Source organism: Solibacillus sp. FSL W7-1436, assembly GCF_038007305.1.
Lineage (GTDB): Bacteria > Bacillota > Bacilli > Bacillales_A > Planococcaceae > Solibacillus.
Genome location: NZ_JBBOWV010000001.1, coordinates 100765 through 114218, shown reverse-complemented (window position 1 = coordinate 114218; position 13454 = coordinate 100765). Strand labels below are relative to the sequence as shown.

11 protein-coding genes are annotated in these 13454 nt (G+C 39.9%); 4 read left to right on the top strand and 7 right to left on the bottom strand.

Features of this window, described 5'->3' with window-relative positions:
- Positions 1 to 6: 6 nt before the first annotated feature.
- Positions 7 to 435 carry a winged helix-turn-helix transcriptional regulator gene (locus MKX73_RS00545; RefSeq protein WP_340715849.1) on the bottom strand — a complete coding sequence of 143 codons (429 nt, stop codon included), beginning with the start codon at positions 433 to 435 and terminating at the stop codon, positions 7 to 9.
- 166 nt (positions 436 to 601) lie between these two features.
- On the opposite strand from MKX73_RS00545, the gene MKX73_RS00540 reads away from it, so the two are divergent.
- The 3 genes from MKX73_RS00540 (at position 602) to MKX73_RS00530 (ending at position 5564) form a co-directional block, all read left to right on the top strand.
- Positions 602 to 1117 (top strand): DUF4242 domain-containing protein, encoded by a 516-nt coding sequence (locus MKX73_RS00540; protein WP_340715848.1) that lies wholly within the window; start codon positions 602 to 604, stop codon positions 1115 to 1117.
- Positions 1118 to 1137: 20 nt separating this feature from the next.
- Positions 1138 to 2181 carry an acyl-CoA dehydrogenase family protein gene (locus tag MKX73_RS00535; protein WP_340715847.1) on the top strand — a complete coding sequence of 348 codons (1044 nt, stop codon included), beginning with the start codon at positions 1138 to 1140 and terminating at the stop codon, positions 2179 to 2181.
- Positions 2182 to 2378: 197 nt separating this feature from the next.
- Entirely contained in the window at positions 2379 to 5564 is a 3186-nt protein-coding gene (locus MKX73_RS00530) for a DEAD/DEAH box helicase (RefSeq protein WP_340715846.1), read from the top strand.
- Between the two features lie 40 nt (positions 5565 to 5604).
- Here MKX73_RS00530 and MKX73_RS00525 read toward each other — a convergent pair whose 3' ends face one another.
- The gene (locus tag MKX73_RS00525) at positions 5605 to 6054 is read right to left on the bottom strand and encodes a universal stress protein (protein ID WP_340715845.1); all 450 of its coding nucleotides are present in this window, start codon (positions 6052 to 6054) and stop codon (positions 5605 to 5607) included.
- 108 nt (positions 6055 to 6162) lie between these two features.
- Positions 6163 to 6753, bottom strand: coding sequence for a biotin transporter BioY (locus MKX73_RS00520; protein WP_340715844.1), 591 nt, complete (start codon positions 6751 to 6753; stop codon positions 6163 to 6165).
- Between the two features lie 202 nt (positions 6754 to 6955).
- On the opposite strand from MKX73_RS00520, the gene MKX73_RS00515 reads away from it, so the two are divergent.
- Complete coding sequence (locus MKX73_RS00515; RefSeq protein WP_340715843.1) at positions 6956 to 8419, top strand: protein adenylyltransferase SelO; 1464 nt, start codon at positions 6956 to 6958, stop codon at positions 8417 to 8419.
- A 65-nt stretch (positions 8420 to 8484) separates the two neighbouring features.
- On the opposite strand, the gene MKX73_RS00510 is transcribed toward MKX73_RS00515, so the two are convergent.
- From MKX73_RS00510 to proC, 4 genes are all read right to left on the bottom strand, one after another.
- Positions 8485 to 9531, bottom strand: coding sequence for an LLM class flavin-dependent oxidoreductase (locus MKX73_RS00510; protein WP_340715842.1), 1047 nt, complete (start codon positions 9529 to 9531; stop codon positions 8485 to 8487).
- Positions 9532 to 9721: 190 nt separating this feature from the next.
- Positions 9722 to 10882, bottom strand: coding sequence for a carboxynorspermidine decarboxylase (gene nspC / locus MKX73_RS00505; protein WP_340718819.1), 1161 nt, complete (start codon positions 10880 to 10882; stop codon positions 9722 to 9724).
- A gap of 32 nt (positions 10883 to 10914) precedes the next feature.
- Positions 10915 to 12144 carry a saccharopine dehydrogenase family protein gene (locus MKX73_RS00500; RefSeq protein WP_079528102.1) on the bottom strand — a complete coding sequence of 410 codons (1230 nt, stop codon included), beginning with the start codon at positions 12142 to 12144 and terminating at the stop codon, positions 10915 to 10917.
- 201 nt (positions 12145 to 12345) lie between these two features.
- Positions 12346 to 13155 carry a pyrroline-5-carboxylate reductase gene (gene proC, locus MKX73_RS00495; protein ID WP_340715841.1) on the bottom strand — a complete coding sequence of 270 codons (810 nt, stop codon included), beginning with the start codon at positions 13153 to 13155 and terminating at the stop codon, positions 12346 to 12348.
- Positions 13156 to 13454: the final 299 nt, after the last annotated feature.

Sequence of the window (13454 nt, the reverse complement as noted above, 5' to 3'; positions counted from 1 at the left end):
AAGATTTTAGACAGTTTTTATCGGCCGTATATGTAATGTGTCGACGCGTTCGCCTGTTTCAGTAGAATAATATCCGACTTCTACACGCTGTTCATCAGGACCGACGATTTCTTTATAGCAGGTATCCAAATGATCAGCACCCCATATAATCATCGAATTGAAAACATGCTCAAGGGCAGTACCTTTTTCCGTTAATGTATAACGGTAGCGTGGGGGATGGACGGAATATAGCTCACTTTGAACGATCAGTGCTTCTTCCAATTCTTTTAACCTGTTAGACAGAATATTTGCTGACAACCCTGGAAGCTTCAGTTTAATATCGTTGAAGTTAGTTTCACCAATCAGCAGTTCATGAATGATGAGAAGCGTCCAACGATCACCAAGAATATTTAATGTTTGTGCAATGTTACAGGGTAAGTCGTAACGTGTTTTCATGTTTTCGCCTCCTTGATACAAGTATAAACATTAATTTTATGCAATGCGAGTTAATTTTTTTAACCTGTAAAAGGCATTTAAAATGGTTATTCATAGTGCGCTCTCTAATCAGAACGCCTATTTGAATATATAACAATCTAACATTTACTATTAGGAGGAAAATACAATGAGTTTATTTTTAGTAGAATCAACAATTAACGAGGTTTCTTCGAAGGAAGCATTTTCGGCATTAGTCGAAAAAGTGCATGCTACAGAAGGTGTTGGAGTTATCGAAGTTCAAGTGGCGAAAGATTTTTCACGTGGCTATTTCATTATTGAAGCATCTGATGAGGAAGCTGCAAAAACAGCATTACAAACACAGGGTGTTGCAATTGATTTAGTAAAGGAAGTACGTTTAATCGGTAAAGAACTTGATGAAGTCAAAGCAGGCGGCGAGCAAGTAAACTACCTAGTAGAATGGGAAATTCCTGCAGAAATCACAATGGAAAAATATTTAGAGCGTAAAAAGAAAAATTCGGTAAAATACGAAGAAGTTCCAGATGTAAAATTCTCTCGTACGTATGTATGTGAAGATATGACAAAATGTTTATGTTTCTATGATGCACCTGATGAAGCAGCTGTAAAACGTGCACGTGAAGCAGTACAAACACCAATCACATCATTAACGGAATTGGCAGACTAAAAGGAAAGGATGCGGGGACAATGGCATTGAACAAAGAATTGTTAGAACGAATCATCGATGAAAAACTGAAGCCCGTAGTGAAGAAGGTCGATGAGCAGGCACATTATGCAGAAGACTATATTTTAGCGCTAAGCGAGGCTGGTTTCTTCCAATCGGCAAATAAGGACCAATCGACGCTATTACAAGATGAGGCAGCGGTTGTTCGTGAAACAGCAAAGGTTTGTATGACAACAGCGTTTTGTGTTTGGTGCCATTTAGCCGCATTAACTTATTTACGTAATAGTAATAACGCGTATTTAAAGCAAACAATATTACCTGAGCTGGAAAATGGCATAAAGCTTGGTGCAACAGGTTTATCAAATGCGATGAAGTACTATTCCGGATTAGAAAAACTTCATCTGAAGGCTGAAAAGACAGATGAAGGTTATGTCATCAATGGAACATTGCCTGCTGTATCAAACTTGGGGAACCGTCATTACTTTGGTGCGGTTGCGACAGTCGATAGTCGTGAAATTCTGGTACTTGTACCAACTGATATCGAAGGTCTTGTAATGAATGAACGACTTGGTTTCCTTGGAGTGAATGGCAGCGCGACATATTCGTGTAAATTTGATCATGTCGTAATTTCGAAAGACTTTGTCATCTCCGAGGATGCAAAAGCATTTTGCGATATTATTCGCCCTACGTTTATTTATTATCAAGTTCCGCTTGGTACAGGTGTAATTGCTGCAGCAGTTGAAGGTATTGAAAAAGTAAAAGCGAAGCAAAATGGCTGTAATGAATATTTAAAAGTACAGGCAACCGAACTGCGCGATCAATATGAAAGAATTAATGCAGAGTTGAACAACTTGGCAAGCAATTTGACATTGAAAGGAATTGTCAACACACGTCTACAAGCAGTGCACGATACATTAGCTGCGGTACAGGCGAACATGATTCACAATGGAGCTGCCGGTTATGTTGCAGGAAGTGTACCATCCCGCAAACTGCGTGAAGCATACTTCTTTGCCAACTTGACGCCAACAGTCCGTCATCTGGAAAAAATCAAATCATCTTTTGCTTGAGTTTTTAGGGGCAAGGATAACCCAAAATATCATTTTTCTCTTAGAGAAATCTGATATTTTTTTTGCTCTTAATTATGTTCAATTTCTTACCTCATATCATTATTACCGAAGAGTTAAAGGTTTTTTCATTTTCGCTTCGAACTAGTAATTCAATGAGTGGCATGAGAAAATGGAGTGAATAGAAAAGGGGGATCGGCATGGATATAAAACTATCCGAAAAACAAATAAAAAATCTATGCGGAACCGTTTCTTTTAAAAAAGGGCAAACTTTTTATCAAACAGGGAAAGTGAAATTCCGGCAATATACGGATATGTATGGAGAAGCGGTTGTAAAAAGCACGGAACAATTCGTTGTCCGTATAGAAAAAGAGGGAGCAGGTCAATTTATAACATCATGCAGTTGTCCGACATTGGGTGATTTCAGAAAAAGCTGTCAACATGTGGCAGCGGTTCTTATTGCTATATACAATCTCAACAAAAATAAGGCACAATCACTTCCGGAAGATGAATACGATGAACGTTTTATTTCTGAAAACAGTTTTCTTTCTATTTTTAAACAAAAGGCAGCACAAACGACAAGTCAGCAGCGTCACTTTGAAAAGCGGGAAGTATTGAATGTACAGTTTTTAATAACACCCGTTCAACTTACAGTACAAGACCCGGTTATTGGGATACAACTCCAAGTTAATGGAGAGCAAATTATATCTGTTCGGGAGTTTTTAACACATATAAATAATAGAAAGCCATACCGGATTTCTCAAAATACAGTTTACAATTTTGAACAGTTCTGTTTTGATGAACAGGATGATGCCATCTTACAGTTCCTGATTAAAATTGTGGAAGACGAAGTACTTTATAATGATATGCCTGTACAGAATCAGGAGCAGCATTTGCTGATCATTCCGCCTTCATCCTGGTACATCCTTTCTGCATTGATTTCCAATACGAAAAATGTTTCGTTATATTATCGAAACAAAAGCTATGATGAAATAAAGATTGCAACACAGCCTACAGCACTTCGTTTTTTCATGGAATCAAAAGGTGAAGAATATCAGCTTTATATAGAAGGAATTGAACGTGCTGTCTTGCTTCGGGGTTACCGGTTAGTGTTATTTGACGGTACATTGACGCAAATGAGTGATGACAGCATGGAGCAGCTTTTCGAATTAAAGCAAATGCTTAAGCAAAAATCTCTAATAACAATTGAACATTCGCACTGGGATTACTTCCGGGAACAGGTGATACCTAAATTGAAAAAAATAGGTGTTGTCGAAATGGCTAGGGAGCTTTCGGTAAAACAGATGAAAACCCCGCTAGTAGTAAATGTTTATTTAGACCGTCTGAAAAACCGTTTCCTTGCAGGTATGGAATTTCAGTATGGGCAATTTGTTATTCAGCCATTGGATGAACAGCTTTCGGATGACGTGTTCCTCATACGGGATATCGAAAAGGAGGCGGCGGTTTTAGCGTTGATGGATGAAAGCGGCTTTACAAAAACGGATGGCGGCTACTATATGCAAAATGAAGAACTTGAATACGAGTTTTTATATCACCGGCTTCCAAAACTTACAAAACTCGCAAAAATCTATGCAACAAATTCGGTGAAGCTGCGGATTGCCAAAGAAAATAATTTTCCGAAAATCCGGGTGAATGTCCAAAAGGAACGGACAAACTGGCTTGAATTTAAATTTGAAATGGATGGCGTTTCGAATAAGCAAATTAAAGAAATTTTAGCGGCAATCAAAGTGAAGCAAAAATATTATCGATTGCAAGATGGGGCACTGCTGTCTCTGGAGACGAAGGAAATCGAAGAAATTCAACGATTTCTTAGAGCGATTCCAGCTCAGGATGATGAGTATGAATTAACGTTTAATATGCCAGTATTGGATAGTCTACCGTTTTTGGAGCAGTTTGAGCAAAGTGATATATTTGAAGCGGAAGAATCATTTAAACAGTTCACTGGCCAATTATTACATCCTGAATCATTGTCATTTGAAGTGCCGGAAACTTTGGAACCGATTCTTCGGGATTACCAGAAACATGGTTTTAACTGGTTGAAACTGCTCTCGAATTATGGATTCGGCGGTGTGCTTGCCGATGATATGGGGCTCGGGAAAACGGTCCAGAGTATAGCTTTTATTGTATCCGAACTGCCGATCATCCGGGCCAATAAACAGCCGGTTCTGATCGTTTGTCCATCATCGCTTTCATACAACTGGCTTTACGAGTTTATGCAATTTGCGCCGGAAGTCGAAGCGATTGTCATTGATGGGGAAGTAGCGGAGCGGCGTCATTTACTGCGTACGATGGAAGATCATGATGTCATTATTACAACTTATCCGTTACTGCGTAAAGATAGCGCATTCTATGAACGTCAGCATTTCCATACAGTATTTTTTGACGAAGCACAGGCTTTTAAAAATCCGGTAACACAGACAGCAAGAACGGTGAAGAGAATCAATGCGACAAATCGCTTTGGTTTAACAGGAACGCCGATTGAAAACTCGTTATCGGAATTATGGTCCATTTACCGTGTCATCTTTCCGCAGCTGTTCCGCGAGCTTGAGGAGTTCCGCCATATGCAGCGAAAAGACATTGCACGAAGAGTACGGCCGTTTCTCCTTCGCCGAATGAAAGAACAGGTATTGGGTGAATTACCTCAAAAAGAGGAAATGATTGAAAAAGCGGAACTGTTACCAGAGCAAAAAGCGTTATATGCAGCCTATTTGGCCAAGTTGCGTGTCGATACGATGAAGCATCTGGACCAAGAAACGTTCCATAAAAACCGAATTCGTATTTTGGCGGGAATTACGAGACTGCGTCAAATCTGCTGTCATCCGGCACTGTTTGTCGAAGGGTATAAAGGCGGTTCCGCAAAGTTTGAGCAGCTGTTCCGGTTGTTGGAACAATCAAAGGCATCCGGACGACGGGTATTGATTTTTTCACAGTTTACACAAATGCTTAAAATGATTGCGACAGAGCTTTCCAAGCGAGGGGAACAGTATTTTTACCTTGATGGACAGACGCCTTCCGAAGAGCGGATTGCACTTTGTAACTCTTTTAATGATGGAGAGCGGGATATGTTTCTGATTTCATTAAAAGCAGGTGGCACGGGACTGAATTTGACAGGGGCAGATACCGTCATTTTATATGATTTATGGTGGAATCCGGCAGTCGAAGAACAAGCAGCTGACCGTGCCCATCGTATGGGTCAAAAGGAAGTTGTACAAGTTATTAAACTTATTGCAAACGGAACAATTGAGGAAAAAATGAGTGAGCTTCAACAGAAGAAAAAAATGCTTATTTCGGATATTTTGGATGGTGATGAATCGTCAAAGGGAACATTAACCGAGCGGGATATCCGGGAAATTTTAATGATTTAAAAAAGACTATGAGGGCATTTAGTGCACCTCATAGTCTTTTTTATTTTTCCGGTGTGCGGACAATCAAAACATCACATGTTGCATGCCGGACGATTGCTTCAGTAGTGGAGCCCATGAAGATCTGCTCGGCCGCATTTGAACCGGTTGCACCGCAAATAATAATATCTGCTGGCGCATGTTCAGAAAGTTTTCTTGCTAAAACCGTTTTGGGTGTGCCTTTTGTTAAAATTTTATTGATCGAAGGAATACCTGCCTCTTTTGCTTCCAATTCATAGCGCTCCAATAAAACTTCGCCATGTTTTCGGACCAATTCAACCATATTATCATAAAGCATATCAAAAGATGCGGAGAAGCTCGTATCGATTACATGGATAATATGTAAAGTCGAGCCGATATTTCTTTTTGCTATATCAATCGATTTTTGAAAAGCGAGTTCGCTTATTTCTGAACCATCTACTGCAACGACTATATTTTGATAATGATTTGCCATATGAAATTCCTCCTTCATCTATTGAATAAAGTATATCAAATATATGAATCCCGGTATAATGATGACGCCGAGAACATGACATAAGGAATTTCACAGCAATCCACTAAATTATTTAGTAGGCAGGATTTTCAGGATTTTTTGGATACGATATGCGAAGAACCCGGCAAAAATTGAAAGAATAATATCTTTTGGCATTGGAGGAATCATCCATAGCCATGCCAATTTAAATGTAAAACCTTCAGGTGCAGATGCCCATAAAGTATAGGCAAAATACATCCATGTTGTTCCTATAATATAGTTTACTGCCATCGCAATAAGTGCCCCGATAATATAGGCAAGTCGCGTTTGAAACTTTTCGGCAATTTTACCGGCAATATATGCACTAATTATAAACGTTACGATAAAGCCGAAAGTCGGAAGTAGAATCGCGGAAAATCCGCCCGAGAATTTAGAGAATACCGGTGCTCCTGCCAACCCGATAAACATATATACTGCACATGCAATGGCACCTTTTTTTGCTCCAAGCACTAAACCTGCTAATATTGCAAAAAATGCTTGTAATGTTATCGGCACACCACCGACTGTCAGAAAAGGCACAAATGATGTAATATTTGCTCCAATCATAATAAGTGTGGCAAAAAGTGCACTGTAAATTAAATCGATTGTTTTAAAGCTTTGTGTTTTGTGAACAGTCTCCATACATTACTCCCCTTGTTGTTAACTTCTATATTATTTTAGTTAACATAAATATAAAGTGAGTTTTGTTTTGTGTCAACTTTTATTTTTTGGTGGTTAACATAGAAAAGGGTGTTTATATAAATCATAACCGGACGTAACTTTGGTTAACTTGTGTAAAAAAGTTTATAATAAATGCATCTTTGAAAGGAATGAGGCGAAAACAATGACAGATAAAAAGCAGAATTTTGGTTTTCGTTTTGATAACAGTTACATGGAGTTGCCGCAAACTTTTTATTCCCATGTAAAGGCTAATGAAGTGACATCACCTTCGATTGTTATCTTTAATCGTACATTGGCAGAGCAGCTTGGTTTAGAGGCTCAGGAATTAAAAGAGCAAGGTGCCGCAATTTTGGCGGGACATGAAATGCCGGATGGTGCGGCCCAAATTGCACAAGCCTATGCGGGACATCAATTCGGACATTTTAATATGCTGGGCGACGGAAGAGCGTTATTAATCGGAGAGCACCTCACGCCAAATGGGGAACGGTTTGATCTTCAGTTGAAAGGATCCGGTCTTACACCATATTCCCGTGGTGGCGATGGACGTGCTGCACTCGGTCCAATGTTGCGTGAGTTTATCATCAGTGAGGCCATGCATGCACTTTCGATTCCGACAACACGCAGTCTTGCCGTAACGGCAACTGGTAATATAATCTATCGTGAAACGGCTTTGGAAGGCGCTGTTTTAACACGGGTTGCCGCAAGTCACTTGCGGGTCGGGACGTTTCAGTATGCAGCAGCATTTGGAGAAGCAGACGATTTAAAAGCTTTGGCAGATTATGCAATCCGACGCCACTACCCCGAGCTTTTGCAGAAAGAAAACCGTTATCTTGCATTGCTCGAAGCGGTGCTTGACAGACAAGCTGCCCTTATAGCGAAATGGCAAAGTGTCGGTTTTATTCATGGGGTCATGAATACCGATAATATGACAATCAGCGGTGAAACAATTGATTATGGGCCATGTGCGTTTATGGATACGTATGATGTGGCCACTGTATTCAGTTCGATTGACCGTCAGGGGCGCTATGCTTACCGCAATCAGCCGCCGATCGCTTCATGGAACTTAACACGTTTTGCTGAGAGCTTGCTGCCGCTCCTTCACGAAAAAGAAGAGGAAGCAGTTCAACTGGCACAAAATATTCTCGGGAAATTCCCATCCATTTATGAAGCTTATTATTATAGCGAAATGAGGGAAAAATTAGGTCTTCTTTCGATTGATGAACACGATGAGAAGCTGATTGATAATCTGCTGAATTTAATGGAAGAACATGAAGCGGATTATACAAATACTTTCCGTGCATTGTCGGAAGGTAAGCGACCGAATAATGACCTATTCCAGTCAGAGGCATTTAAACAGTGGGAAAAAACATGGTTTGAACGGATTGAACAGCAGGACACGACGATTGATGAAACGATGCAAGTAATGCAGTCTGTTAATCCGGCCGTTATTCCAAGAAATCATTTTGTGGAACAGGCGATTGAACAATTTGCAGAAGGCGACCCGTCGATGTTTGCCGAAATGCTGCAAGTGCTGGCAAGTCCGTTTAATATAACAGAGCAGTACAAAAAATATACTGAGCCACCAACAGACGAAGAACCGCCGTTTGTAAGCTATTGTGGAACATGAAAAAAAAGAGCATGGTACAACGTAAAGTTGTTACCGTGCTCTCTTTCATTTGCGATAGAAAATCATTAAAAGTTATTTTTGATATGGTTTCTAACGATTGGAACGACTTCGTTGGCAAATAAGTTCATACTGTTTTTTACAAGTTCAATTGGTTGACCGCCGATATCCGGCTGTGCCAGGAATCGGCTATGCCCGAACAACTCATATTGTTTAATAATTTTTTCCGCAACATCTTCAGGACTTCCCACAAATAATGCCATGTTCGTTCCGGTAATTTCGATGAATTGTTCAAAAGATAACTGGAAGCTGAAACTGCCGCGTTGCTGATTAACATACTGCCAATAGTTTTTATAGTAAGGGTAAAATTGCTCCTGTGCCTGTTTCGTTGTTTCGGCGATGAAAAGGTGACCGGTAACTCCAACATTTAATTTTTCAGGATGATGCTGTCCGGATTTTCGGTAAAGAGTCACTAATGGCTGGAACCGATCAAGGGGACCGCCTAATATTGCAAGTGCCATCCCAACTCCTGCACGACCTGCTCGAACGGCACTTTCCGGGGTGCCGCCAACACCAACCCAAATAGGGATTTCCTGATTAAAAGGTCTTGGAGCGATTTCCGCATTATTTAAAGCTGGGCGGAATTGACCACGCCAAGTAACACGTTCCTGTGAATTTAATTGTTGTAGTAAAAGTAAATTTTCCTCAAATAATGCGTCATAGTCACTTGTTGAATACCCGAAAAGCGGGAAAGATTCGATGAATGCACCACGACCTGCTAAAATTTCGGCTCGTCCGTTGCTGAGTAAATCAAGCGTTGCAAAGTCTTCATAAAGCCGAACAGGATCCACCGTACTTAAAACGGTTGTTGTACTCGTCAGTTTTATATGTTTTGTCCGCTGAGAAATTGCAGACAAGACAACAGGCGGGGCAGATACGGCATAATCAAGACGGTGATGCTCGCCGACACCGAATACATCCAGCCCTAAATTTTCCGTTAAGTCCGCCATCTGTAAAATCTCCTCTAAACGTTGCGAAGGGGAGGGGGTTTTTCCTGTGAAAGGATCCATGCCAATATCAGCAAGGGAATAAATGCCGAATTCAAATTTCTTCATTGTTATTAGACTCCTTTAGTAAGTTACTAAAAGTAAGTTTAACATATCCTCTTTATTATCTATATTAATTAGCTTCATGCAGCAAAACACTCGAAATAGAGAAAGTATATTTAAATACGGAACTTGAGAAAACAGAAAACACCCATTTCCTCAAGGAGAAATGGATGTTTTGGTTACCCTGTATTGTTAATTATGATAGACGGTTACGGTAGTCTTCGTATTGGAAAGTACGAATTACTTTTATACCATCCTGTTCATTATAAGTGCAAATACTTGGTAAATTTACACCATTGAACATATGCGTTTTCACCATTGTATAGTGGGCCATGTCCGTAAAGACAAGTTTGTCGCCTGCTTGAAGCGGTTCATCAAATGAATAGTCTCCAATAATGTCGCCTGCCAGGCAAGTCATGCCGCCTAAACGATATGTGTAAGCTTTTTCGTTTGGCTGACCCGAACCGATAATATGCGCGCGGTAAGGCATTTCAAGTGTATCCGGCATATGGCAAGTAGCTGAAGAATCGACAATCGCAAGTTCCATACCGTTATGTACGATATCAAGCACTGTCGCCACTAAATACCCTGTATTCAGTGCAATTGCTTCACCTGGCTCTAAAATAACTTTAACGCCATATGTTTCTTGGATGCGATTGATTAAGCTGACTAGCAGCTCAACATTATAGCCTGGTTTTGTAATATGGTGTCCTCCGCCGAAGTTGATCCACTTCATTTGATGCAAGTATTCACCGTATTTCTCTTCAAAATGTACTAAAATACGCTCCAGAACTTCAGCACCCTGCTCACACATAGCGTGGAAGTGAATGCCTTCAACACCGTCAAGTTCATCCGGACGGAACGACTCCACCGGAATTCCTAAACGCGAGTTAATATAGCAAGGGTCATAAAGAGGTGTTTCCACTTCTGAATAACCAGGATTTACACGTAAGCCAATTGAAATATTTTTCTCGTGATTTAACACTTTGTCTTTGTATTTATTTAACTGATCAAATGAGTTAAATACAATATGGTCGACATAAGTTAAATATTCATCGATTTCATGTTCTGCATAAGCAGGAGCGTAAGCATGTACTTCCTTGCCGAATTCTTCAAAACCAAGACGTGCTTCAAATAATGAAGAAGATGTAATCCCCGCTAAATAATTGCGCGCCATTGGAAATGTTGACCACATCGAAAAGCCTTTTAGTGCAAGTAAAATATCACAATTCGTACGATCTTGTACGGATTTTAACAGTTTTAAATTGCGCTCAAGTAACCGCTCGTCCACTACAAAGGCAGGAGAGGGGGCCTGTGACCAGTCTATGCCTGTTTCTTTTGCAAGGGCAGCCGCCATCACCGGCTTTTTTTGATTTTTAATTTCTGCCATTACGCTTTTTCTCCGGCAGAAGTGAATTCCAAGTCGATTAGTTCAGGGTTTTCTGTTTCGTGCCATGGTAATCCCCATTTATTTAAGGCATCCATGAATGGGTCTGGATTGAAGTCTTCTACATTCCATACACCCGGTTTTTGCCATTCGCCGTTCATTACAAGCATAGCGCCGATCATTGCCGGTACACCAGTTGTGTAAGAAATCGCCTGTGAGCCAACTTCTCTGTAGCATTCTTGGTGATCACATACATTGTATACATAGTAAGTTTTTTCTTTGCCGTCTTTAATACCGCGAACGATACAGCCGATGTTTGTTTTACCTTTTGTAAGAGGGCCTAATGTAGCCGGGTCCGGTAAAACAGCTTTTAAAAACTGGATTGGCTGAATCATTTGTCCTTGGAATTCGATTGGCTCAATTGAAGTCATACCTACATTTTCAAGAACGTTTAAATGTGTTAAGTATTTTTCACCAAACGTCATCCAGAAGCGGATTTGCTTTAAACCTTTAATGTTTTTCGCTAAAGATTCCAATTCTTCATGGTATAGAAGATAGCAATCTTTTTCACCGATTTCCGGTAAGTTATATACTGTTTTATATTCTAAAGGCTCCGTTTCAACCCACTCGCCATCTTTCCAGAAACGTCCGTTCGCAGTAATTTCGCGAATGTTGATTTCAGGGTTGAAGTTTGTTGCGAATGGAAGTCCGTGGTCTCCACCGTTTGCATCAACGATATCGATGTAATGAATTTCATCGAAATGATGCTTTTGTGCATGCGCTGTGAATACGCCTGTTACACCTGGGTCAAAACCTGAACCTAGAAGCGCAGTAATCCCTGCTTCTTCAAAACGCTCTTTATACGCCCATTGCCATTTATATTCGAATTTAGCAGTATCTAAAGGCTCGTAGTTTGCTGTATCTACATAGTGAGTCTTCGTTGCTAAACATGCATCCATAATAGTTAAGTCTTGATATGGTAAAGCTACATTGATCACCACATCTGGATTAAATCCATTGATTAGGTCAATTAGTTCCTCAGTGTTGTCCGCATCCACTTGTGCTGTGTGAATAATCGTTTTTCCACCATCTAATTTTTCTTTTAAAGCATCACATTTTGATTTTGTTCGACTTGCGATCATAATCTCTTCGAATACTTCTGAGTTTTGTACACATTTATGTACGACAACGCTAGCTACTCCGCCAGCTCCAATAATCAATGCTTTACCCAATTTCTTGTCACGCTCCAAATCTATAATTTTTTGGTTTCAATTTTGAAACAAGATTGATTATATAGAATAGTACGGTAGTTAGCAATTATGTTCTGATATTTTTTTTGAAGAATTTAGAGAAAGTAAAAACATAAATTATTATTATTTTTGTCTTATAAAGAAAATGCCCAGTGAAAAATCAAATTCACTGGGCTGACATTTTTATTTAACTGTTTGTTTTTGCAAGAATGTATCACGATTCGTAACGGCATCAACGGCTTCGTAAATTGTACTTTCAAAGTGATTGACTTGGAGGGAAGTAACACCTTGAATTGTCGTTCCTCCAGGTGAACATACTTGATCGATTAATGCCCATGGGTGAGAATCGGATTCTAATACCATTTGCGCACTGCCTAATACAGAGCTTGCTGCGATTTGAAGTGCCATATCTTTAGGCATCCCTTCACGAACTGCCGCACGTGCCAACGAGTCAATATAAAGGTAAGTGAAGGCAGGGGATGCACAACCGATTGTAGTAAAGATTGAAAACAGATTTTCTGGAAGCTCGACAATTGTTCCAACTGTAGCAAAAAGTTTCTCGACAATTGATTTTTGAGCAGCACTAGCTTTCTGCGTTGAATAACAGCTTGTGGATGCGCCGATTGTTGCATTGATATTCGGCATCACGCGGAAAATAGAAGTTTCGCTTCCAAGTTCCTCATGTAAATAATCGAGTGATTTCCCGGCAGCGATTGAAATGACTATATGATTACTTTTCAGATGTTGTTTAATTGCAGGCAAAACATCTTCAAACATTTGAGGTTTTACAGCGATGACGATAACATCTGCTTGATTCATTAATTGCTCAATCGAATCGGCTGCATGGATGCCATACTTATGTACAAGGTCATCGGTTTTTTCACGGCTCCGATTCATCCCGTATACATCTTCAGCATTAAACTGCCCGCTTGTAATCATGCCGTGAATAATCGCGCCAGCCATGTTTCCAAGGCCGATAAATCCGAATTTCATATTATATATCCTTCTTTCAATTAGTGTAATTATATTTATCATGTAAAATATTTATAGCGCTTAGTATACCGCACTGGTCGGTCAATGCAACCGGAACGACTTTTTCCAAGGTCAGAATAACATTCATTTTGCTGCTATTATCGATAAATCAGGTTATTTCCAAGGAAGAACGGGAACATTGAGGAAAAAGGGTTACGACTTCGGATTAAATTACGCATTCGAGTAATAAATTGTATATAACTATAATTTCTGCGAACTTATTGTTGGAATGTATAAACAACGTTAAAATAAATGCAATG

Bases quoted from the DNA above. Each gene is read 5' to 3' on its own strand.
- MKX73_RS00545 (WP_340715849.1), bottom strand. From the start codon at position 435: ATGAAAACACGTTACGACTTACCCTGTAACATTGCACAAACATTAAAT.
- MKX73_RS00540 (WP_340715848.1), top strand. From the start codon at position 602: ATGAGTTTATTTTTAGTAGAATCAACAATTAACGAGGTTTCTTCGAAG.
- MKX73_RS00535 (WP_340715847.1), top strand. From the start codon at position 1,138: ATGGCATTGAACAAAGAATTGTTAGAACGAATCATCGATGAAAAACTG.
- MKX73_RS00530 (WP_340715846.1), top strand. From the start codon at position 2,379: ATGGATATAAAACTATCCGAAAAACAAATAAAAAATCTATGCGGAACC.
- MKX73_RS00525 (WP_340715845.1), bottom strand. From the start codon at position 6,054: ATGGCAAATCATTATCAAAATATAGTCGTTGCAGTAGATGGTTCAGAA.
- MKX73_RS00520 (WP_340715844.1), bottom strand. From the start codon at position 6,753: ATGGAGACTGTTCACAAAACACAAAGCTTTAAAACAATCGATTTAATT.
- MKX73_RS00515 (WP_340715843.1), top strand. From the start codon at position 6,956: ATGACAGATAAAAAGCAGAATTTTGGTTTTCGTTTTGATAACAGTTAC.
- MKX73_RS00510 (WP_340715842.1), bottom strand. From the start codon at position 9,531: ATGAAGAAATTTGAATTCGGCATTTATTCCCTTGCTGATATTGGCATG.
- nspC (WP_340718819.1), bottom strand. From the start codon at position 10,882: ATGGCGGCTGCCCTTGCAAAAGAAACAGGCATAGACTGGTCACAGGCC.
- proC (WP_340715841.1), bottom strand. From the start codon at position 13,155: ATGAAATTCGGATTTATCGGCCTTGGAAACATGGCTGGCGCGATTATT.